Here is a 21,603-nt window from a genome sequence, read left to right on the forward strand (position 1 = left end):
CCACTGCAGCCTGCCTTCTGAAATGACCATCGAATTCGATTACCCGCTTGCCGCTGAAATTTCCCGCAACGTTGAAGCAGCCCTGACCGAGGATGTCGGGGCCGGCGACCTGACCGCCAGCCTGGTTCCCGGTGAACGCCAGGTCAAGGCCACCGTGATTTCCCGTGAAGCGGGCGTGCTGTGCGGCACGGCCTGGTTCGACGAATGCGTGCGCCGCTGCGACCCGACGGCGACGGTCACCTGGCATGGCAGCGACGGCGACCGCATCGCCCCAAACCAGCTGCTGTGCGAAATCGACGGCAACGGCCGCGCCCTGCTCACCGCCGAGCGCAGCGCGCTGAATTTCCTGCAACTGCTCTCCGCCGTGGCCAGCAAGGCGCGCATCTACGCCGACGCCATCGCCGGCACCAAGGCGCAGGTGGTGGACACCCGCAAGACCCTGCCCGGCCTGCGCATTGCCCAGAAGTACGCCGTCCGCGCCGGCGGCGGCGGCAACCACCGTCTGGCGCTGTGGGATGCCATCCTGATCAAGGAAAACCATATCCACGCCGCCGGCGGCATCGCCCAAGCCATGACGGCCGCCAAAGATGTCGCCGGGCAAGCGCAGGAACGCTGCAAATTCATCCAGATCGAAGTCGAGAGCCTGGATGAGTTGAACCAGGCGCTGACCGCTGGCGCCACGATGATCCTGCTCGACAACTTCAGCCTGGACATGATGCGCGAAGCTTCACGCATCAATGCCGGCCGCGCCATCCTCGAAGCGTCCGGCAATGTCACGCTGGAGACCATACGCGGCATCGCCGAAACCGGCGTAGATCGGATCTCCGTCGGCGCACTGACCAAGGACGTGAAGGCACTCGATCTGTCGATGCGCTTCATCGGCTAGGCTTTTCCGGCATTTGTCGCCATAATTGCCCGGCATACGGTCAATTACAAAAACTCGGGGAAATCCAAATGCTCTTCGCGCTGTTCTACGTCGTCGCGATTACGATTCTGATCCTGCACTTCACGGGTTTCCTCGCCCGCCACAATCTTGAATGGCTGGTCCTGGTCCTGGCCGTGGCCGTCTTCCCCGCCGTCATTTACCTGTAGCCTGACGCAAAAACGGCCGATCAAAACTGATCGGCCGCTGCATCCCTACGTGGTCCAGACTCAGAGGTGGTCGACCACGAACTGCTTGATAGCTGTGACATCCGGTGCCATCACGACCACGCGTTGCGGCAGGTTCTCGATACCCTTCAGGTCGGCCGGACGCACCGGTTCGGTTCCCAGCGCTTCACGGATGGTTTCCTCGAACTTGGCCGGCTGTGCGGTTTCCAGCACGACCATCGGCACACCCGGCAAACGGTTTTCCAGCGCCACCTTCAGGCCATCGGCAGTATGGGTGTCGAGCATCACGTTGTAGCGTCCCTGGGCGAAGCGGATGGTCTTGATACGGTCGTTGTGCGTGCTCTTGCCCGACACGAAGGCGAATTGCGGCATCTTCGCCCAATGCGCCGTGGCCGACAGGTCGAAAGCTTCGCCCTTGTCGACCTTGGCCCACAGCTCGCGCACGACGGCCGGATCGCGGCCGACCAGATCGAAGACGAAACGCTCGAAATTGGACGCCTTGGAGATATCCATCGACGGGCTGGACGTCACGCTGGTTTCGACCGAGGTCCGCGGACGATAGACGCCAGTACGGAAGAACTCATCGAGCACGTCGTTCTCGTTGGTGGCCAGCACCAGGCGGGCGATCGGCAGGCCCATCTGGCGAGCGATGTGGCCGGCGCAGATATTGCCGAAGTTACCGGACGGCACAGTGAACGCCACCTGCTCGTCGTTGCTTTGGGTCGCCAGGAAGTAGCCCTGGAAGTAATAGACGATCTGCGCCGCGACACGAGCCCAGTTGATCGAATTGACCGCGCCGATCTTGTTCTTGGCCTTGAAAGCGGCGTCGTTGGAAACCGCCTTCACGATGTCCTGCGCGTCGTCGAACATGCCGGTCACGGCAATGTTGAAGATATTTTCATCCTGCAGCGAATACATCTGGGCGCGCTGGAAGGCGCTCATCTTGCCGTCCGGCGACAGCATGAAGACCTTGACGTTGTGCTTGCCGCGCATGGCGTACTCGGCCGCCGACCCGGTATCGCCCGAGGTGGCGCCGAGAATGTTGATCGCCTCGCCGCGCTTGTCGAGCACGTATTCGAACAGGTTGCCGAGCAACTGCATGGCCATGTCCTTGAAGGCCAGGGTCGGGCCATTGGACAGTTCCTGCGTGTACAGGCCATCTTCCAGCTTGGTCAGCGGCGTGATCTGGGCGGCGTCGCCACCGTTGCGGGTATGACAATAAACCTGCGCGGTGTAGGTCTTGGCGACCAGCGCCTTCAGATCGACCGCCGGAATGTCGGTAATGAACTTGGACAGGATTTCGTAGGCCAGGTCGGCATACGACAGCTGGCGCCAGGCATCGAGTTCGGCACGGGTGATTTGCGGGTAGATTTCCGGCAGGTAAAGGCCGCCATCCGGGGCCAGGCCGCCGAGAAGGATGTCGCAGAAAGCCTGGGGCGCGGCGTTGCCGCGAGTCGAGATATAGCGCATGGCGAAAACCTGAAGAGCGAAAACCGCGATTTTACCGCGTTGGACGCTGCACGCGCACGGCTTGCGCCAGCGCAATGACAAAGAGAGCCAATCCGGCCATGACCATGCCGCCCCCCAGCAGTGGCCTACCCGCCAGCAGGGCGAATGCCGCACCGACGAAAAGACCGCCGCGCACCGCCCCGGTCACGGCCAGCTTTTGCCGCATCGAGAGCCGTTCCGGGGTAACCGGCCCCGGCCAGCGCCAGACCGGCAGCAACTGACTCAGCGCCCCGGTCACCAGCGGCAGCAGGAAGCCGGCGCCCCAGGCGAGCAGCGACGGGCGCGTCGGCAACATGCCGGCCCCGTGCAGCAAGCCGGCGACCAGCGCCACCAACAAGCCGAGCACTGCGCACAACAACGAAGCGGCTGCACCATCACGCAGCAGGGGCGTGATCCCGAAGCGCCGCACCCATTGCCCGACCAGACCCAGCGTGGCGACCAGGACCAGGGCAGCGCCCGGCGCCGCGAACGGCCAAGCGATGACTGCGCCGGTGGCTATGAGCAGCGCGCCCGAAGCCACCAGCCACAAACGGCGCCGCAACCAGCTGGCCGCCTCCGGATCCGGCTTGCCGAGTGCCGTCGGCAACAGCACCGGCAAGGTACCCAGTGCCGCGAGACCAACCAGGCCGAGCGTATTGAGATGCAGGTGAAACACCCGCAAGGCGCGCCAATAGGAAGGCCAGAAGGGTATGAGCAGGATGCTGCCCAAGGCGAGGATCAGGCAGCCGATAGCCACGCCGTACCAGCGCCAGCCGGGATGCGGACTACCCAGCGTCTTCCTGACCCGGGAGGCGATCCAGTTGAGCAAGATGCCAGCGGCGAGCAGATCGCAGACCGCTGCGAAATAAACCATCCCGTAGGGAAGCCAGCCCTGCATGCCGCTGACGGCGACCAGGCCGACGCTCTGCGCCACGGTGGGCAGACGGGCCATGCGCAGACCGATGTCGCCGGTTCGGGTGAGTACCGGCACAAAATGCATCATTGCCGCAAAAATCAAGGGCACGATGCCGACGGCAAACACCAGATGCGCTACCGCCAGTGGCGAACCCCAGCCGCTCAACGCCAGCGCTGCGCTGGCAATCAATGCAAGGAGGCTGAGGCTCGCTGTGGTGATCAACTCAGCCGACGACTTTGAAGTCGATCACGATGGCGCCCGGCTCGCGCTGCTGGTACTCGATGCTCAGGTGCTGGCCGTAGCGCTGTTGCAATTGGGCGAGCAGCGGCAGCGGGTCATGGTCATTGCAGAAACGCATGGTTTCGCCCGGCATCAGGGCATCCAGGGCGCCGAAGATGGCGGCGTGGCGAAAACGCTTGGCGATGCCGCGGGCGTCGAACGGATAGAGCGCTTCGGCGGTCGGGTGGTCGCAGGAATGGACGGGGCGAATGGTTTGCATACAATCTCCGGGAAAGGAATCGAACAACAAGGAAGCCTCATTGTGCGACGATGTTTCGTCCGTTTCCTTGATGCATCTCGGCAAGCCCCTACAAAAACGGGGGCCAAGGCCCCCGTCGAAAAACCATTCCAAACAGCTATTTACTGCAGTTCTTCCAGGCGAATACGCTTGACCTTGCCCTTCTGCGCCGACAGGCCTTCGATCTTGGCAATCGCCGCATCGGCAGCGCTTTCCTTGCAGACGTGGGTCAGGATGATGATGTCGGTTTCGCCCTCGCCCTCTTCCGGCTCGCGTTGCAGCAGCGCATCGATGGAGATGCCCTGATCGGCCAGGATGCGGGTGATGTCGGCCAGCACGCCCGGCTTGTCCTCGACACGCAGACGCAGGTAGTAACCGGTCTCGACCTCACTCATCGGCAGGACCGGCAGGCTGGACATGGCATCCGGCTGGAAAGCCAGGTGCGGCACGCGATGTTCGGCATCGGCGGTGGCCAGGCGGGTGACGTCGACCAGGTCGGCGATGACGGCCGATGCCGTCGGCTCGGCGCCGGCGCCCTTGCCGTAGTACAGCGTAGCGCCAACGGCATCGCCCTTGACGACGACGGCGTTCATGGCGCCTTCGACGTTGGCGATCAGGCGCTTGGCCGGAATCAGGGTCGGATGCACGCGCAGTTCGATGCCCTTCTCGCGACGCTTGGCGATGCCGAGCAGCTTGATGCGGTAGCCGAGCTGTTCAGCGTACTTGATGTCGGAAGCTTCCAGCTTGGTGATGCCTTCGACGTAAGCCTTGTCGAACTGGACCGGGATACCGTAGGCGATGGAAGCGATCAGCGTGGCCTTGTGCGCGGCATCGACGCCTTCGATGTCGAAGGTGGGATCGGCTTCGGCGTAGCCCAGACGCTGGGCTTCCTTCAGCACGTCGTCGAAGGACAGGCCCTTGTCGCGCATTTCAGACAGGATGAAATTGGTCGTGCCGTTGATGATGCCGGCCGCCCATTCGATGCGGTTGGCGGTCAGGCCTTCGCGCAGCGCCTTGATGATCGGAATGCCACCGGCCACGGCAGCTTCAAAGGCGACCATGACGCCCTTCTGCTGGGCGGCGGTGAAGATTTCCGTTCCATGCACGGCGAGCAGCGCCTTGTTGGCGGTGACGACATGCTTGCCGTTGGCGATGGACAGCATGACCACTTCCTTGGCCACACCGTAGCCGCCGATCAGCTCGACGATGATGTCGATTTCCGGATCGTTGACCAGCGAGAAGGCATCGTCAGTGACGCGAGCCATACCACCGGTCACCTGCTTGGCCAGTTCCACATTCTTGTCGGCCACGGCCGTAATGCGAATCGGGCGGCCAGCGCGACGGGTGATTTCTTCCGCGTTGCGATTCAGAACGGTCCAGGTGCCACCGCCGACGGTGCCGATGCCGATAAGGCCAACATTGATAGGTTTCATTTTTAGGATCGAGTTGCTTAGGATTTAGGATCGAGTGGTCGAAAGTCGGGGGCGGCCTTTTGCTAACAGCTCAAGCCCCTAACCGCTAATAGCTAGTTGGTGCCGTGACGCTTGCGATAGTTTTCGAGGAAGCGGGCGATACGGGCAATGGCCTCGCGCAGATCGTCCTCGTGCGGCAGGAAAACCAGGCGGAAGTGATCCGGATGCGGCCAGTTGAAGCCCGTGCCCTGAACCAGCAGCACCTTTTCCTCCTGCAGCAGTTCGGAAATGAATTGCTGGTCGTTCTTGATCGGGTAAATCTTCGGATCAAGTTTCGGGAACATGTACAGCGCCGCCTTCGGCTTGACGCAGGAGACGCCCGGGATAGCCGTGATCAGCTCGTGCGCGATATCGCGCTGGCGACGCAGGCGACCGCCGTCCTTGATCAGGTCATCGATGCTCTGGTAACCGCCCAGCGCGGTCTGGATGCCGTGCTGACCCGGCGCATTGGCACACAGGCGCATCGAGGCCAGCATATCGAGGCCCTCGATGTAGTCCTTGGCGTGGCGCTTGTCGCCGGAAACCACCATCCAGCCGGCCCGGTAGCCGCAGGAGCGGTAATTCTTCGACAGGCCGTTGAAGGTGATCATCAGCACGTCTTCGGCCAGCGAGGCGATCGACGTGTGCTTGGCACCCTCGTACAGCACCTTGTCGTACACCTCGTCGGCGTAGATGGTCAGGTGATGCTGGCGGGCGATATCGATGATTTCGCACAGCAGGTCGTCCGGATACAGCGCGCCGGTCGGATTGTTCGGGTTGATCAGCACGATCGCTTTGGTATGGGCGTTGATCTTGCTGCGGATATCGTCGAGATCCGGCAACCAGCCCTTGCTTTCGTCGCACAGGTAATGCTTCGGCGTGCCGCCGGACAGGCTGATCGCCGCCGTCCACAGCGGATAATCCGGCGCTGGCACCAGGACTTCGTCACCGGCATCGAGCAGGGCGTTCATCGCCATGACGATCAGTTCGGAAACGCCGTTGCCGACATAGATGTCGTCCAGCGTCACGCCCTTGATGCCCTTTTGCTGGGTGTAGTGCATGATCGCCTTGCGCGCCGCGAAGATGCCCTTCGAATCCGTGTAACCAGCCGCATTGGGCAGGTTGCGGATCATATCCTGCTGGATTTCTTCGGGCGAATCGAAACCGAACGCGGCCAGGTTGCCGATGTTCAGCTTGATGATCTTGTGGCCCTCTTCCTCCATCTGCTTGGCTTTCTGCAGCACGGGGCCGCGGATGTCGTAGCAGACGTTGGCGAGTTTGGCGGATTTCTTGACGTGTTTCATGCGATGGTTCCGGCGGGCGGCGTATAGGCCATTAAGGCCAAAGGTATAATCCTACCTTTTCATATGGTGCACCGCAATTTAGGCGGTATTTCAGGAAGGATCACGCCGTGAAACTCCACACCTCCAACACCGCCGACCTCAATCTTTTCACCGCCTACGGTGATGATTTCGTTGCCGTCAATCAGGAAAAATACTTCAGCAACCTGATCCTGCAGCCCGAATCGATCATTCAGGAGTGGACCGCAGCCACGGTTGCAACGCTGACAGAAGCTGACATGGAAAAACTGACCGGACTCGGCACCGAGATCATCCTGCTCGGCACCGGCGGCCGCCTGCGCTTCCCCTCAGGCACCCTGCTCCGTCCTTTCGCCAATGCCGGTATCGGCCTCGACGTTATGGACTTGGCAGCCGCCTGCCGCACCTACAACATTCTGGCTGCCGAGGGCCGCAAGGTTGCCGCGGCCCTGCTCTTCGATTGATCAGCTGCGCCCGTAGGTATCCTCGAAGCGCACGATGTCGTCTTCGCCCAGATAGCTGCCGGACTGCACCTCTATCATTTCCAGCGGCACGATTCCGGGATTTTCCAGGCGGTGCCTGGTTCCGAGCGGAATGTAAGTCGACTGGTTTTCCGTAACAAGGAAAGTCTCGTCACCCTTCGTGACTTTGGCCGTTCCGGTCACCACGATCCAGTGCTCGGCGCGATGGTGATGCATCTGCAGCGACAGCGACGCCCCGGGCTTCACACAAATGCGTTTGACCTGGAAACGCTCGCCCGCATCGACGCCGTCGTACCAACCCCAGGGGCGATGCACCTTGCGGTGCCACTGCGCAACCGAGCGCTTTTCCGCCTTCAGGCGATCGACAATCTTTTTAACGTCCTGCGTCGCATCGTGGCGCGCCACCAGCACTGCATCGTTGGTTTCGACCACGACCACATCGCTCAAGCCGATACAGGTCACTAGGCGGCTTTCCGAAACAGCCAGCGTATTGCGGCAAGACTCGAGCAGGACATCGCCCCGAGTCGCATTGCCCGCCTCGCACTTGGGCAGCACCTTCCACAAGGCATCCCAGGCGCCCACATCGGACCAACCCGCCGACAAGGGAATGACTGCAGACTTGGGCAAACCGTCCTGCCCTGTCGACAGACGTTCCATGACCGCATAGTCGATCGAATCCGAAGGGCATTTCTCGAACTCGGCGCGATCAATGCGGACAAAGTCTCCATCCTGACTGACCGCCGCCAATGCCTTCGTGCAGGCGGCGAGGATATCCGGCCGGCACAGCGTCAGTGCTGACAGCCAGGTCGATGCCTTCATCACGAAAATACCGCTATTCCACAGGTAATCGCCGGCATCCAGATAAGCTTGCGCCGTATCCCGGTCCGGCTTCTCGACAAAACGCGCGAGGGAATAGGCGGCATCGTCAGGCGCAATCCGCTCTCCGCGCTGGATGTAGCCATATCCGGTTTCCGGACAATCCGGCGTAATACCGAAGGTGACCGCCAGCCCCTGCTCGGCAAGCCCGACCGCACGCGTCACGGCACCGCGGAACACCTCACCCTCAAGAATCACATGGTCAGCCGGCATGACCACCAGAACGGGATCATCGCCACCCCGCTGCGCCCACAGCGCCGCCAATGTCAGCGCCGGTGCTGTATTGCGTCCGAAGGGCTCGAGCAAAATCTGGCCTCGCTTGCCCAATAAACGCAACTGCTCGGCCACGGCAAAGCGATGCTCTTCGTTACAGACCAGGAATGGGTCAGCCAAATCCGCAATACCATCGAGGCGAGCGACCGTTTCCTGGAGCATCGTGTTGTCGCCGACCAAGGGCAACAGTTGCTTCGGGTATTTTTCGCGGGACAGCGGCCACAAGCGCGTACCGGAGCCACCTGAAAGAACAACCGGTGTAATTTTATTGATCATTTAATTCAATGCATTACAATTAAAATTTAATCCATTTTTTTAAGATATTCTTTGGTAAATATCTTGTCCGGAAGGTCACGTAATTTCATTTCGCTATACTCAAGCACAGATTTTTCACCCGGACGCAGTGCATCTTCCATAACCAACCTTGTAGGACGCACCCGCCCTGCTAAAGTCTGAAAATTTTCATAGCTGCACTTTTTCATCAGGCGATTGGACAGCGAATAAAATTCGGCCTTCAAAGGCCATCCGGATTTTTCGTTCACCCAGTACATGACGCGCTGATATGTCACGCTACGATCGATTGCATTCAGCTCAAGTACCAAGTACTTTTCATTTCCGACAGTTTCGGTTCTTAGGACTTTCGGATTGTAGTCACCGGCAAAATTCGCCCGCGCCAGATCGCCATTCGCCACCTGCCCCGTCAGGCGCTGCGCCAGAGAAATTCTGACAGGCTGGGAAACCTCAGGCATAAACACCCAAAGGTCTCGTCCCTTCATTAAAATTATTTGCCCCCGCTCGGATGCGGGTTCGGTAATCATAACCACCGCGTTGTCATTTCCCTTGGACAGTACGCGATATTTTCGAACATCAGAATCTTTGTCCGGACGCGTAGAGTTTATTACAACGTCAACTTGAAAACCTTCAGCCGGGAACCGAACCTTGTCTGCCTTTTCAACTATACTGCGACCGAGAGCTTCGTCCGCGTTAGTTTGGGTATTTTCCTCAGCAAACGCAGCTGCCCCAAGGACTGAAAAACAGATATACGCTGCCCAAGCAAAGACGTTTTTGCCCTTCCGAATACAGCCAGTAATCATCATGAGATTTCTCCCGCACTATTTCGATACTATCGCAGACGGCGGCAAACAATCATGAGCGTCGTCCGCATCGAACACGTCTATAAAGACTATCAGCTTGGCGAACAGACTGTCCAAGCATTACATGATATTACATGGTCAATTGATGCCGGAGTCTTCCTCGCTATATCCGGCCCTTCAGGAAGTGGCAAGACCACGTTGCTCAACCTGATCGGATGCATTGATAAACCAACGCGCGGCAAGATATTCATAAACGAAGATGATGTTTCGGAGAAGTCAGCTAACGAACTAGCTGATTTGCGCGCACGATCAATCGGCTTTGTCTTTCAAACCTTCAATCTTCTCCCGGTTCTATCAGCTGCTGAAAACGTAGAATATCCTCTACTACGGCGTGCAGACATCTCCCCTGACGAACGAAAGGCACGCGTCAACTACTTCCTGGATATTGTAGGACTGGGAAAATTTGCAAACCACCGCCCAAACCAGTTGAGCGGCGGCCAAAGGCAACGCGTAGCCATTGCGCGGGCGCTGGCCATAAAGCCAAGTATCGTGCTCGCTGACGAGCCTACTGCCAATCTGGACAAAGCGACCGGTCGCGAAATCCTCAGCCTAATGAAGCAGATAAACCGTCGACTGAAGACAACCTTCATATTTTCGACACACGACCAGAAGGTCATCGACCGCGCCGACCGCCTTGTCCAGATGGAAGATGGTTACATCACTGCCTTTGGGGTACGCAACGAAACAGACAAAAGCTGGAATCTAGCTCGTGTTCGCACCCTGCCGGAATCAGAAAACGAATAAACCCACCCACAAAAACAAGAACCCTGCGAATAGACATCATATGATCCCCCGCCTTACCACTATTGCAGCATGCTGCATTGCGCTTGGCGCCACAGCAGCAGAAGATGATCTACTAGGCCGCGATGCACTGTTCGGCGACGACATTCCAAAAGCAGAACGTACATCGCCACAACGCGGTTCAGGAATCAAGGGCTTCATTCAATTCGAGGCAGCCCGCACAACTGCAGACCCGGATCACTGGTCGAAACTTCGCGCACGCACCGAACTAGGCAACTCAGGCAAACTGAATGACAGCCTCAAATGGAAATTGGGTGTCAGGCTTGACTATGACTTCGTTTATGGCATCAACGACTTCTACTCACCTGAGGTCGTCAGAAACCAGCGACATAACGTAGACCTGCGTGAAAACTACGTCGACTACAGCACCGGCAATCTTGATTTTCGTATTGGCAAGCAACATGTCGTCTGGGGCGAAATGGTCGGGCTCTTCTTCGCAGACGTTGTTTCAGCCCGTGATATGCGTGAATTCATCCTGCCGGAATTCGACCAGATGCGAATTCCGCAGTGGGCAGTGCGCGCAGAATATTTCGGAGATGACATCCACGCCGAACTGTTATGGGTTCCGGTCGCCAGCTACGACAATGTCGGCAAACCCGGCGCAGAGTTCTATCCTTATCAGCCCGTTCCGCCTGGCTTTAACACCCGCTATCTTGCAGAAATGCGCCCTGAGCGCGATGCAGACAACATGAATTATGGGCTGCGCCTATCGACCCTGAAGAACGGATGGGATATCTCGGGTTTTTACTATAGAAGCAGCGATGTCGGACAGACCTTCTATCGGCAGTTCGAAGCACCTACCAACACTTTCGTATACCAAGCCAGACATGACCGTATCCATCAAACAGGCGGCACGATCTCCAAGGACCTCGGCGATATCGTATTCAAGGCGGAAGGCGTATACACGTCAGGACGCAGTTTCACCACATTGAATTTTGCCGATAGCGATGGCGTGGTCAGACAGAACACATTCGATTGGGCTGCAGGCCTGGACTTCACACTGCCAGCCGATACCCGATTGAATGCCCAAGTATTTCAACGCCAGTTCTTCAGCTACGACCCGAACAATGTCTCAGATAAGCGGGAGAACGGCTATAGCCTGCTGCTCAACAAGAAGTTTTTTAATGACTGGGAGGCGCAAGCCCTGTTTATTTCCAGCCTCAACCGCACCGACTGGCTTTTCCGCCCACGTCTGACTTGGAACTTTCAGCGTAACTGGCGCGTACTTCTAGGTGCTGACATCTTCAATGGCCCCCCGCAAGGGATGTTCGGTCGTTACGACCAACAGGACCGAGTTTATTCGGAAGTACGTTACAGCTTCTAATGGTGCGGCTTGGGGTTCGGTAACGTTACCTAATTAAAGCCACCAACAAAGCATCGCACGCCACCGCAAGCCATCCTAACCCAGGCGCACAGTCTCATTGAGCACATTTTTAACCACTGATTTCTTTATTAAGAGATTTCAGCTCAGTTTGGCAGATTACAAACAAAAAAGAGGGAGCATAACGCTCCCTCTTTTTAATTCAGCTCGCAGCTAAGCCCGTTTAGGCTTGCTTGGCGCGACGACGGCTAGAGAGCCCCAGACCCAGCAGAGCGCCCCCCATCAGGAGCAGCATCGACGGCTCAGGGATATCGAAGCGCAGGCTACCGTCATGGTTGGTGCTAACCTGATAGATCGTGTTGCCATTAGCATCGACACCTGCAACAGAGAACTGACTGAGGGTCACGTTGGTGTCTTGGCTGGCGACCCAAGTCACTTTGAGCGGTGACGGGTTGCAAGTAGCCAGCGCCTGGAAACCGGTAGCACCACCACAATTGATGCCATTGGCAGCATGAATGAGGTTATTGAAGCCCCCATCAACACCGGTAAAGTCGGGGATGCCGAATAGAACGGTACCGACGCCAGTCGCGCCACCGCCACCGATCAACAGGTTCATGAAGTTATTGAAATTGCTGCCATCAGTGGTCAGCAGCATCTTGATCAGACCACCAGCCGCATACGACAGCAGAGGGATATCGCCATTGAGACCACCGACCACGCCAAGCAGGTTTTCACCCCTGAAGCTGATCATCCAGTCATTTCCATAACCGTTGTTGGAGGCGGTACCAAAAGCTTGCCCTGGCGTAAAGCCAGTTGCAAAGTTATTGACTAGCTCATTGGTACCAAACAGGCCAATACTCGTCGAAACCAAGTCGCCCGCATCGATACCGTTACCATCAACGTCCGTAATAAAGGTCGTCGACTGATAGGTATAAAGAATCTCGTTCTTGATACCAGTACTCGTCGAGTTGACCTTCCCCGTCTGATTTAAGCCAGTGAAATTTGCACCCACATCCAGATAAATCTGGGAAGCGGAAGCGGCTGTTGCAGCGCTCACTGCAAGAGCAGCACAAAGCGCCTTAAGTTTAAAAGTGTTTTTCATTTTGCTCTCCAGTAAGGACTGAATCCGTTTAAACGCCAGGCAAAACCATTTGCCACGCAAGAGCTTAAGCAGGCACCATGCCAGAATGGCAAGCAACTGAAAAACAAAGGAAATATTTTTTAACGCCTCGCCCCGTGTAAAGTTTTCCGACATTCCAAATGCAAATAAATAGTGCACTCTAGACGAACCCTCTAGGCATTCTTTCTCAGCAGACTGCGGATATATCGAAACATCAGTTGCTGGATTGGATTTTTGTTCCCGAACGGACGCCAAGTCTTGACCAGACGATTTTGATAGGCATCGAAATGCAACCCCCTTGGCGCGTAGCGCACACCCCCTCTACCTAACAACACCTTCAAAGCAGCAGAACAGGCCACCCCCGCAGCCAGTTCAATGCCCATCGCGGTGGACGGCACCTTGCGTTTGAACAGATTGACTGATGTCCTATTAAGCAAATAGTGCCGCTGCAACATGGAGGGAGAAACACCGACGATGAATTTGAGGATCTGATCCTCGAACTCATATCCTTCCAAAGCGAAATACTCTTCAAAACTCATACCGTCCGGACTAAAAACGAGCAAAGCGGTACCTAGCCCCATTGGAGCAGCGGTAATCGCCGGAATACCTTTCTCATGGCATCGCGCAAAAACCTTGCGACGAATGTCCAGCGAGAAGATATCCAAGCTATCCATATAGAGATCCACTCCATCAAGGAAATGATCGACGTTCTCGGTATTCAAACCGGTTGGCAACAGCCGAAGATCACAATCGGGATTGATACCCCGCACCTGCTCTGCCATGACATCAAGTTTGGGCAGTCCAATAGTGGATGCCAGCGCCCCCGCCTGTCGATTCAGATTCGGCCAATCAAAAGTATCCAGATCGGTGATTGAAAATGCGCCTATCCCTAGACGGGCAAGCGTCAACAAGTGACTCCCCCCCACCCCACCAAGGCCACCAACTGCTACACGGCAATTGCGAAGCCTACCCTGCTCATCATCGGTTACCCATCCAATATTTCGCGAGAACGCCACATCGTACGAAAACCGAGAACTATCAGTCATGGAACCCCCTTGATTAATTGTTGGACAGTAACCCCTCCTGTCACTGATCTTCCGAACAGCGAACGGGGATAGCTATCGATTGTCAGAGCCCATGCCTTAACGCATCGACAATCGATAGCCTCGAAGCCCGGTGAGCTGGCAAGATAGACGCTAATACAGTAGCCAACCAACCGATCAGTCCAGCAAGCAAGACCGACGGAGGATCGACACGAATATAAGCCGTATAGCCGAGATTCGCGTTGGGAGGCGGAGGCATGGGAATACCGATTGCCGAGATACCCCAAGCCGCAGAGACCCCTAACAACATACCAAGAATAGCTCCACACCCTCCCACCAGAACCCCTTCCGTCATGATCTGATTGAATATTGAGGATGGGCGCCCCCCAATTGCCATAACAGTTCCGAACTCTCGAGTTCGCTCAAATAGTGTCATGTTTATGGTATTGGCCACAGACAGGAGAACCATCATGAGAATAATCAGGCGGAGAACGCCGAATTGACGATCATAAAGATCGATTGTTTTTGAGTAAAAGTCCGACAGATCGTGCCACAGCGTGACCTCGCTACCGTTGCCGCCAAGCTTTTTTCTAACTTTCTCGGCAACCAATCCACTCTCCGAAGTTTGATTCAGCACCATAACCAGCTTATGCACAGCCTCAGTAGCCATGAGTTCCCTAGCAGCCGGCAATGTAATCCTTACAGCACGAGCATCGAAATCTTTCGAAAAAGTCTGAAAAACGCCGACGATTTCGAAATCCAATGTATTGATCGCCCCTTCAGCCAGACTGACCACCAACGCGATACGATCACCTGGCTCAACATTGAGCGACTTGGCCACTCCCTGGCCGACAACCATGCCAAACTTATCTTTGTCACTTAAGGCACGCCCGCTGATGTAGCGCACATAAATTCCGGTTAATGCACTTTCGAAATCTGCCTCAACGCCTTCTCCGATCACACCCAAGTCGCGCTTGCCGTTGTTCAGCGTCCCCGTGAAATTAATTCTGGACAACACAGAAGACACTCCAGGAAATTCCAGTAATTGAGATCGAATTTTCTCCGGATTCTCGATCAAGTATTTGTCTGGAGAGCGCAGTCCGCCGTTTTGAAAGCCTTGACGAGTAACCTGGATATGCCCTGTCTGCCCATGGATGATGGCCTCTCCCAGCTGTATGAAGATATCCTGAACAAAACCGCCAACAATGATCAGGCCAGCAACCCCTAGCCCAATTGCCAACAAATTCGCTATAGCTCTCGCTCGTTGTCGAAAGACGTTTCGCAGAGCAAAGAGCAGATTTTCAAGGAAGCGGGATTTCATTGGTTATACCGAAGCGCGTCAACTATATTGAGACGGCTCGCCCGGAAGGCAGGCAGGATACTGGCAATCAGCGTCGTTATAACCGCCAACGTGACTGATTCGACGGCAATTTCCGGAGTGAACAATACGGCGCCCGTAAAACCATGTGCCATACCCGGCGCAGGTGGCATAGGAATACCAATGGCCGAAATACCTTGTGCAGCCAGCCATCCGACCGAAATTCCGATCAAGCCCCCTAACAAGCCGATCAAGATCCCTTCAACAATGAAAAAGCGCATGACAACACTGCGCTTCTGCCCCAAAGCGAGTACGGTACCAATTTCTGTCGTCCGCTCCAGCACGCTCATGGTTTGGGTGTTCGAAATGGAAAGCACGATGATCAACCCAATAATGACCTTCACAACCTGAATCTGGCTGGTAAAAAGTGTGACGGTCTTATTGTAGAAATCAGCCAAGGCAGACCATGGGACCAACTGATATGCATTGGCCGGAAGGATCACCTTCAGTTGCTCGATTACCTTTTGCGTCAGCAGATGACTATCCAGCAGCATGACCCAAGCGGTCGCCCCTTCGACTCGCATCAAGGTTCGCGCCCGCTGAATCGGCAAGCGGAGAGCATGATCATCAAACTCCTTTGACGTCGTATTGAAGACACCAACTACTTCAGTTTCAACAGCGCCTGCTCCACCTTGCTCCGTTGTCACCAAGAGAACGATTTTGTCCCCGACTTTAGCCCCCAGACTTTGAGCCAATCCCTCTCCTAGAATAACGGCTGCCTCATTGTCGTCTTTCAGATCCCTACCGTCATCGATATTGATGCGCGCACTGATAGGCCTCTCCCCCGCAGGAGAAACGCCTTCGCCAATGAAGGATACGGTGGCATCACCAAGGCTTGCCAAACCACTGAATGCCAACCTGGGGGTAACGCTAACAACTCCCTTTAGTCCAGCCAATTTGGGAAACAGCTCCCGTCCATCGCCAAGCAGAAACCGGTACGGGTCGGCTACCCCTTTTTCAAAATAATCCGGCCTGACAATTTGCACATGGCCCAGTTGAGATCGGACTGTTGAATCCCGCATGTCAACAAAGATCCAAGCAATAAAACCACTGGCCAACGAGAAGGCCACGATCCCACTCGCCACAGTCAGTATCGAGACTGCAGTCCGTTGCCGATTGCGCGCCAAGTTCCGCCATGCAATCACGAGATCAGAAAAAAACTGCCTCAATTGCTCTCCTGTCTCTGCAAAGACCACATTTACCTAGCCTCTCAGTGGAGACCCCCGAACCATATCGACAATGGTATATCCGGCCGCACACTTTCACCAGTTTGCTGATCAACGACGTTCCAAATTAAGTACTTTACGAGGAGAGATTCCTGCACCTTTCCTAACCCCATTGCGGGAAACCGAGGCATCGCGTGAACTCTTTAACGCTACTTTCCCGATGTTTCCGTTATGATTATGCCGAATTGATTGAGTAGAGCAGGAACAGCCTGCGATCTGATTAAAAGGGGACTACCAATGTCTGCGATTCGTTCTACCTTGTTTTCTGGATGCAAATTTCTGGCTGCTTTTGCTGTAGCGCTCTCTTTCCTCGGCTGCTCCGGCCTTCCTCCCGCTCCAAAAGTAGCTTCTTCTTCCGAGTACAGCTACAAAATTGGCCCCGGCGATAGTCTCAATATTGTTGTCTGGCGAAATCCGGAACTCTCAATGACCGTTCCTGTTCGCCCTGACGGCAAGATATCTTCCCCGCTAATTGATGATCTTGACGCCATGGGGAAAGACTCAACATCGTTGGCGCGTGACATTGAGAAAGAATTGTCAAAATTCATTCGTGACCCCGTCGTCACAGTCATTGTCACGACGTTCGTTGGACCATACAGCGAGCAGATTCGTGTAGTCGGCGCGGCCGCAAAACCGCAGATTCTTGCCTACAAGCAAAAAATGACGATTCTTGATGTCATGATCGCTGTCGGCGGCATTACCGACTTTGCTGATGGAAACCGCGCGTCCATCCTTCGTACATCCGAAAACAACACCCAGTACAACGTTCGCCTGAAAGATCTGATCAAGAACGGAGATGTTTCTGCCAACGTGGAAATGAAGCCAGGTGACGTTGTCGTCATTCCCCAAAGCTGGTTCTAATCAATCCTTGAACAACTCTGCCGCTACCGCTGAATAGCAGTAGCGGCCTTTTGCATGAGCTGATAGATGGAAGAAATCGTTAGGCAGGCACTCACCACCCTGCGTGCCACCTGGAAGCATCGACATTTGGGGATGATTGTTGCCTGGGTTGTCGGCGCCCTCGCGGCAGGGGTGATTTTGCGCATTCCCAATCAGTACGAAGCCTCTGCCCGAATCTACGTCGACACCCAGTCGATATTGCGCCCACTGATGTCCGGCCTGGCTGTTCAACCGAACATTGAGCAACAGATCATGATGCTTAGCCGTACGCTGATCAGCCGGCCCAACATTGAAAAGCTGATCCGGATGGCCGACCTTGACTTGGACATCAAAAACAAGGCACAGCAGGAAGTTCTGATTGAGGACTTAACAAGCTCACTCAAGATCGTCGGCGTAGGACGCGACAACCTCTATACCATCTCCTACCGTGACCCTGATTCAGCCAAGGCACAACGTGTGGTTCAGGCGCTGGTGTCCATTTTCATTGAATCGAGCCTGGGGGATAAGCGCCAAGATACCGACTCGGCCAGAAAATTTCTTGAAGAACAAATTCGAAACTACGAGAAAAAACTCGAGGATGCAGAAAATCGTCTGAAAGAGTTCAAACTGAGAAACATCGATCTCGCGGCAGCAGAAGGAAAAAGCGGCATCGACCGCCTTGGGGATCTGACGACACAACTAAGCAATGCAAGACTTCAATTGCGCGAAGCTGAACAGTCACGCGACGCGCTGCGTCGGCAAATTGCCGGGGAAGAGCCTGTGTTGCTCCCGGACTCAGTCGGCGGAGACTCGAGTATTTCGCTCCCTGAAATCGATGGGCGAATTGATACACAGAAGAGAAATCTTGACAGCCTCCTCCAGCGATACACCGAACAACACCCTGACGTAGTTGGGGCTCGGCGACTCATCAAGGATCTCGAAGAACAAAAGCGCCAGGAGATTGTGGCACGCAAGAAATATGCTGCGGCTAATCCCGGGAGTTCAGTCAGCAACAACCCGGTATTCCAGCAATTGAAAGTCTCTCTGGCCGAAGCCGAAGCAAGTACAGCATCGCTTCGCGCTCGTGTCAGTGAATATGAGGAGCGCTACAAGCGCACAACCTCGCTTATGAAAACCCAACCCCAGCTGGAGGCTGAATTAGCCCAACTGAACCGCGACTATGAATTAGACAAGCGAAACTATGAGCAACTGGTTTCCCGCCGTGACTCTGCAGAGTTGTCCGGCGACTTGGACACCGCTGGCTCCATGGCTGACTTCCGTCTGATTGACCCACCGCGATCCTCTTCAAAACCTGTCGCCCCCAATAGGCTCATGCTTCTTCCTATAGGACTCCTGGTCGCCTTGGCCGGAGGACTGTTTGTAGCATTCGCTGCGAGTCAGATACGCCCGGTCTTTTTTGATAGCAAAGCCCTTCGCGACGTCACTGATCTCCCGGTCATCGGAACAGTTTCTCTAATTTCAAACGAAGCACGTCGCCAAAAGGAGCGTTCGAGCCTTCGCCGCTTCTATATCGCCACGGCAGGCCTGGTTTCAGCTTATGGTCTGGGAATTGGGATTTTAGTTTTCCTGTCCCGGCAAGCCACTTGAGGTAAACCAATGAGTCTTATTGAACAAGCGGCTAAGCGCCTTGAGCAACTCCGGCAGGCAGGAGTCGACCTCCCCGAAGAACCGGCTGTAGCGCGATCTGCCGAGCTTAAACAGCGGAAGGAGCCGGTTTTTCACGACGAAACATCCAAGGTTCAACAACCAGCACCTCTGCCTTCCATTCAAGCGCAGGAGAGAAAGTTAACCACCAGTAATCAGAATCAAGTTTCGCTGAATCTGGAAACAATTCAGGCAGCGGGAATGCTAACGCCTAATGCCGCCCGTAGTCAGCTCGCCGATGAATTCCGCGTGATCAAGCGTCCGCTTATCTCCAACGCGATGGGCAAAGGAACATCGCCTATTGCAAACGGCAATTTGATTATGGTTACAAGCGCCCTACCGGGCGAGGGAAAGAGTTTTTCTGCAGTCAATCTCGCGATCAGCATGGCCATGGAACTCGACAATACGGTAATGCTTGTCGACGCTGACGTTGCACGCCCGTCTGTATTGAATATGCTTGGCCTTCCCGCGGCCAAAGGTTTGCTTGATGTGCTTGAGGAAAATTCTCTGGATATCTCAGGGGTTTTGTTGAAGACAAACATCGAAAAACTTTCCATCCTTCCCAGTGGGACTCCACATGCGCGGGCAACAGAACTTCTGGCCAGCGATACCATGATTCGCCTGCTAGACGACATGGCACGCCGCTATAGTGATCGTATTATTGTCTTTGATTCTCCGCCGCTGCTGCTGACAACTGAAGCGCGCGTCCTGGCGACACATATGGGCCAAGTCGTCATGGTTGTGAATGCAGAGAATACTGCGCAGGCTGCAGTGAAGCAGGCCATTACAACCATCGAATCCTGTCCGGTAAAAATGATGGTTCTTAATCAGGTCCGCGTACAAAAGTCTGACGGCTATGGATATGGCTACGGGTATGGCTATGGGTATGGAAATGAAAAAAAATAAGCCTCTAAAGCTCTTGAATAAAAGCCATCTAGCCATTGCATGCTTTTCTGTATATTCACTTACAGTGTGGTCACAACAAGCAATAACCGGATCTGCACTTTCAACCACACCTGTTGCAGGTGACAACACACCTCAGTCACAAACTGGACAGCCCTCGGCTCTGTCCCTTGATAATGCAGAGGGAGAAAAAGCCCGTGCGTTTGTCATCAAGCCTCGTATCAGGCTTGGAGAAACCTGGAGCGACAATGTCGACGTCGGCCGCTCGCAAAATCGCAAAACCAGCGGTCTGATTACCGAGATAGCCCCCGGCATACACGTCGATGCCCGCACCGCTCGCCTACAAGCATATTTCGACTATTCCTTGATTGGCCTGTACTACACCGAACCTTCAGGCTATAGCCGCACTCAGAACGCACTCAACACCTTCGGCACCCTAGAAGCCATATCGAACTGGTTCTATCTGGATTTCAGCGCAGTCATCGCCCAGCAAGCGATTTCCGCTTTTGGTACTCAAACCGGATCTACCTCGTATCAAAACAGCAACAGCACGGAAACGGGCACCTACCGGCTTTCCCCCTATATTCGCGGACGCTTGGGAAACGACGTCAATTATTTGTTACGTTACAACTGGTCTACAACCCAGGCCAGTGCCAACAATGTATCTGATATCGATCTGTCGGAATGGTCTGGCCAGTTAAGTGGCGGTACGGCCTTCAAGAACCTACGCTGGTCCGTCGATGCCAGCCAGCAAACGGCTGAGTACAGCCTCGGGCGCAAGACTGAGGCCGAGCGTCTCTACGCAACGGCCACGTATCAAATTGTTCCGCAATTCCGCGTTTCGCTCAGTGGTGGCCAGGAATCTAACAACTACGCATCGACCGATCAGATATCCCACAATACATCAGGCTACGGATTCGACTGGAACCCGACAGAAAGAACCCAGTTCTCGGTTTTCAAGGAGCGGCGCTTCTTCGGGAACGGTCACCGCATCAATTTTAGCCACCGATTTCCTCTTACCACGATCACTTACACCGACACCCGAGACGTCTCGGTACTGCCAAATCAATTTTCGAGCGTAGGGGTTGGCACCATATATGACCTTGTCTATCAGACCGCGCTGATACAAGTTGCCAAAGATCCGAGTTTTAACGGAAACCCTGTGCTAATTGCACAGGAAGCTGCTTCGCGAACGAATTTACTGCTTTTGGCGTATGGAATACCGGCTAACACACAGGTCACGAGCAGCTTCCTGAGTTCGCGTGCAACCGTTCAACGTCGTCAGCAATTGTCCTTTGTCATGCAGGGGGCACGCAATATCTTGACCCTGATGGTCAATCGGAATGAAAACCAGAGCATTCTGGCAACACAGGCGGTCAATGATGACTTTTTTGCAAACAATATGACGGGTATTCGACAAACTGGGTTCAGCATCAATCTGGCCCACCGTCTAAGTGAACAGTCCTCATTGAATGTACTGGCAACCCGCCAAAATAGTGACTCACTGGGCAATAACACACTACGGACTTCAATTACGACGTACCAAGCAAACCTCATTTCCAAAGTGGGCTCCAAAACCTCAGCGACCGTTGGTGTCCGGAGAACAGAATTCGATAGCCCGTCTAACCCGTACGTCGAAAATGCTGTTCTGGGCAGCATTTCAATTACCTATTGATTTTGT

At 55.2% G+C, this 21,603-nt stretch carries 20 protein-coding genes; 9 read left to right on the forward strand and 11 right to left on the reverse strand.

The window, feature by feature from the left end:
* Nucleotides 1-22 precede the first annotated feature (22 nt).
* Nucleotides 23-886, forward strand: a complete 864-nt coding sequence (gene nadC / locus LZ012_RS12005) for a carboxylating nicotinate-nucleotide diphosphorylase (RefSeq protein WP_275711053.1) — start codon at nucleotides 23-25, stop codon at nucleotides 884-886.
* A gap of 68 nt (nucleotides 887-954) precedes the next feature.
* Nucleotides 955-1,092, forward strand: a complete 138-nt coding sequence (locus tag LZ012_RS12010; RefSeq protein WP_275711054.1) for a hypothetical protein — start codon at nucleotides 955-957, stop codon at nucleotides 1,090-1,092.
* A gap of 60 nt (nucleotides 1,093-1,152) precedes the next feature.
* On the opposite strand, the gene thrC is transcribed toward LZ012_RS12010, so the two are convergent.
* The 5 genes from thrC to LZ012_RS12035 form a co-directional block, all read right to left on the reverse strand.
* Entirely contained in the window at nucleotides 1,153-2,580 is a 1,428-nt protein-coding gene (thrC, locus tag LZ012_RS12015) for a threonine synthase (RefSeq protein ID WP_275711055.1), read from the reverse strand.
* Nucleotides 2,581-2,611: 31 nt separating this feature from the next.
* Nucleotides 2,612-3,703 (reverse strand): hypothetical protein, encoded by a 1,092-nt coding sequence (locus tag LZ012_RS12020; protein WP_275711056.1) that lies wholly within the window; start codon nucleotides 3,701-3,703, stop codon nucleotides 2,612-2,614.
* Between the two features lie 34 nt (nucleotides 3,704-3,737).
* Entirely contained in the window at nucleotides 3,738-4,013 is a 276-nt protein-coding gene (locus LZ012_RS12025; protein WP_275711057.1) for a DUF2249 domain-containing protein, read from the reverse strand.
* Nucleotides 4,014-4,153: 140 nt separating this feature from the next.
* Entirely contained in the window at nucleotides 4,154-5,464 is a 1,311-nt protein-coding gene (locus tag LZ012_RS12030) for a homoserine dehydrogenase (protein WP_275711058.1), read from the reverse strand.
* Nucleotides 5,465-5,556: 92 nt separating this feature from the next.
* Nucleotides 5,557-6,786 carry a pyridoxal phosphate-dependent aminotransferase gene (locus LZ012_RS12035; protein WP_275711059.1) on the reverse strand — a complete coding sequence of 410 codons (1,230 nt, stop codon included), beginning with the start codon at nucleotides 6,784-6,786 and terminating at the stop codon, nucleotides 5,557-5,559.
* Nucleotides 6,787-6,893: 107 nt separating this feature from the next.
* Between LZ012_RS12035 and LZ012_RS12040 the strand changes: the two genes are divergently transcribed.
* Nucleotides 6,894-7,265: an Mth938-like domain-containing protein gene (locus LZ012_RS12040; protein ID WP_275711060.1), complete on the forward strand. Its 372-nt coding sequence runs from the start codon at nucleotides 6,894-6,896 to the stop codon at nucleotides 7,263-7,265.
* On the opposite strand, the gene LZ012_RS12045 is transcribed toward LZ012_RS12040, so the two are convergent.
* On the reverse strand, nucleotides 7,266-8,708 hold the full coding sequence (locus LZ012_RS12045; RefSeq protein WP_275711061.1) for a mannose-1-phosphate guanylyltransferase/mannose-6-phosphate isomerase: 1,443 nt from the start codon (nucleotides 8,706-8,708) through the stop codon (nucleotides 7,266-7,268). It abuts the gene before it with no gap.
* 26 nt (nucleotides 8,709-8,734) lie between these two features.
* Entirely contained in the window at nucleotides 8,735-9,529 is a 795-nt protein-coding gene (locus LZ012_RS12050) for an outer membrane lipoprotein-sorting protein (protein ID WP_275711062.1), read from the reverse strand.
* Nucleotides 9,530-9,580: 51 nt separating this feature from the next.
* On the opposite strand from LZ012_RS12050, the gene LZ012_RS12055 reads away from it, so the two are divergent.
* Both LZ012_RS12055 and LZ012_RS12060 read left to right on the forward strand, forming a co-directional pair.
* Nucleotides 9,581-10,330 (forward strand): ABC transporter ATP-binding protein, encoded by a 750-nt coding sequence (locus LZ012_RS12055; protein ID WP_275711063.1) that lies wholly within the window; start codon nucleotides 9,581-9,583, stop codon nucleotides 10,328-10,330.
* 40 nt (nucleotides 10,331-10,370) lie between these two features.
* Nucleotides 10,371-11,711: a DUF1302 family protein gene (locus tag LZ012_RS12060; protein ID WP_275711064.1), complete on the forward strand. Its 1,341-nt coding sequence runs from the start codon at nucleotides 10,371-10,373 to the stop codon at nucleotides 11,709-11,711.
* Nucleotides 11,712-11,931: 220 nt separating this feature from the next.
* On the opposite strand, the gene LZ012_RS12065 is transcribed toward LZ012_RS12060, so the two are convergent.
* From LZ012_RS12065 to LZ012_RS12080, 4 genes are all read right to left on the reverse strand, one after another.
* Nucleotides 11,932-12,963: a PEP-CTERM sorting domain-containing protein gene (locus tag LZ012_RS12065; RefSeq protein WP_275711065.1), complete on the reverse strand. Its 1,032-nt coding sequence runs from the start codon at nucleotides 12,961-12,963 to the stop codon at nucleotides 11,932-11,934.
* 38 nt (nucleotides 12,964-13,001) lie between these two features.
* Nucleotides 13,002-13,874 (reverse strand): ThiF family adenylyltransferase, encoded by an 873-nt coding sequence (locus LZ012_RS12070; protein WP_275711066.1) that lies wholly within the window; start codon nucleotides 13,872-13,874, stop codon nucleotides 13,002-13,004.
* Between the two features lie 82 nt (nucleotides 13,875-13,956).
* Nucleotides 13,957-15,192, reverse strand: a complete 1,236-nt coding sequence (locus LZ012_RS12075) for an ABC transporter permease (RefSeq protein WP_275711067.1) — start codon at nucleotides 15,190-15,192, stop codon at nucleotides 13,957-13,959.
* Nucleotides 15,189-16,418 carry an ABC transporter permease gene (locus LZ012_RS12080; protein ID WP_275711068.1) on the reverse strand — a complete coding sequence of 410 codons (1,230 nt, stop codon included), beginning with the start codon at nucleotides 16,416-16,418 and terminating at the stop codon, nucleotides 15,189-15,191. Before LZ012_RS12080 ends, LZ012_RS12075 begins: the two co-directional genes overlap by 4 nt.
* 294 nt (nucleotides 16,419-16,712) lie before the next feature.
* Between LZ012_RS12080 and LZ012_RS12085 the strand changes: the two genes are divergently transcribed.
* From LZ012_RS12085 to LZ012_RS12100, 4 genes are all read left to right on the forward strand, one after another.
* Complete coding sequence (locus LZ012_RS12085; RefSeq protein ID WP_275711069.1) at nucleotides 16,713-17,336, forward strand: XrtA/PEP-CTERM system exopolysaccharide export protein; 624 nt, start codon at nucleotides 16,713-16,715, stop codon at nucleotides 17,334-17,336.
* Between the two features lie 66 nt (nucleotides 17,337-17,402).
* Nucleotides 17,403-18,962, forward strand: a complete 1,560-nt coding sequence (locus LZ012_RS12090; protein WP_275711070.1) for an XrtA system polysaccharide chain length determinant — start codon at nucleotides 17,403-17,405, stop codon at nucleotides 18,960-18,962.
* A gap of 9 nt (nucleotides 18,963-18,971) precedes the next feature.
* A complete protein-coding gene (locus LZ012_RS12095; RefSeq protein ID WP_275711071.1) occupies nucleotides 18,972-19,925 on the forward strand; it encodes an XrtA-associated tyrosine autokinase in 954 nt (317 codons plus the stop codon).
* Nucleotides 19,906-21,597, forward strand: a complete 1,692-nt coding sequence (locus LZ012_RS12100) for a TIGR03016 family PEP-CTERM system-associated outer membrane protein (protein ID WP_275711072.1) — start codon at nucleotides 19,906-19,908, stop codon at nucleotides 21,595-21,597. The genes LZ012_RS12095 and LZ012_RS12100 overlap by 20 nt, the downstream gene beginning before the upstream one ends.
* The last annotated feature ends 6 nt before the right edge of the window (nucleotides 21,598-21,603 follow it).

This window comes from Dechloromonas hankyongensis (assembly GCF_022012295.1).
GTDB lineage: Bacteria > Pseudomonadota > Gammaproteobacteria > Burkholderiales > Rhodocyclaceae > Azonexus > Azonexus hankyongensis.

Excerpts from the sequence above, each read along its gene's own strand:
- nadC (WP_275711053.1), top strand. The coding sequence starts at position 23 with ATGACCATCGAATTCGATTACCCGCTTGCCGCTGAAATTTCCCGCAAC.
- LZ012_RS12010 (WP_275711054.1), top strand. The coding sequence starts at position 955 with ATGCTCTTCGCGCTGTTCTACGTCGTCGCGATTACGATTCTGATCCTG.
- thrC (WP_275711055.1), bottom strand. The coding sequence starts at position 2,580 with ATGCGCTATATCTCGACTCGCGGCAACGCCGCGCCCCAGGCTTTCTGC.
- LZ012_RS12025 (WP_275711057.1), bottom strand. The coding sequence starts at position 4,013 with ATGCAAACCATTCGCCCCGTCCATTCCTGCGACCACCCGACCGCCGAA.
- LZ012_RS12030 (WP_275711058.1), bottom strand. The coding sequence starts at position 5,464 with ATGAAACCTATCAATGTTGGCCTTATCGGCATCGGCACCGTCGGCGGT.
- LZ012_RS12035 (WP_275711059.1), bottom strand. The coding sequence starts at position 6,786 with ATGAAACACGTCAAGAAATCCGCCAAACTCGCCAACGTCTGCTACGAC.
- LZ012_RS12045 (WP_275711061.1), bottom strand. The coding sequence starts at position 8,708 with ATGATCAATAAAATTACACCGGTTGTTCTTTCAGGTGGCTCCGGTACG.
- LZ012_RS12050 (WP_275711062.1), bottom strand. The coding sequence starts at position 9,529 with ATGATGATTACTGGCTGTATTCGGAAGGGCAAAAACGTCTTTGCTTGG.
- LZ012_RS12055 (WP_275711063.1), top strand. The coding sequence starts at position 9,581 with ATGAGCGTCGTCCGCATCGAACACGTCTATAAAGACTATCAGCTTGGC.
- LZ012_RS12060 (WP_275711064.1), top strand. The coding sequence starts at position 10,371 with ATGATCCCCCGCCTTACCACTATTGCAGCATGCTGCATTGCGCTTGGC.
- LZ012_RS12065 (WP_275711065.1), bottom strand. The coding sequence starts at position 12,963 with ATGTCGGAAAACTTTACACGGGGCGAGGCGTTAAAAAATATTTCCTTT.
- LZ012_RS12070 (WP_275711066.1), bottom strand. The coding sequence starts at position 13,874 with ATGACTGATAGTTCTCGGTTTTCGTACGATGTGGCGTTCTCGCGAAAT.
- LZ012_RS12075 (WP_275711067.1), bottom strand. The coding sequence starts at position 15,192 with ATGAAATCCCGCTTCCTTGAAAATCTGCTCTTTGCTCTGCGAAACGTC.
- LZ012_RS12085 (WP_275711069.1), top strand. The coding sequence starts at position 16,713 with ATGTCTGCGATTCGTTCTACCTTGTTTTCTGGATGCAAATTTCTGGCT.
- LZ012_RS12090 (WP_275711070.1), top strand. The coding sequence starts at position 17,403 with ATGGAAGAAATCGTTAGGCAGGCACTCACCACCCTGCGTGCCACCTGG.
- LZ012_RS12095 (WP_275711071.1), top strand. The coding sequence starts at position 18,972 with ATGAGTCTTATTGAACAAGCGGCTAAGCGCCTTGAGCAACTCCGGCAG.
- LZ012_RS12100 (WP_275711072.1), top strand. The coding sequence starts at position 19,906 with ATGGAAATGAAAAAAAATAAGCCTCTAAAGCTCTTGAATAAAAGCCAT.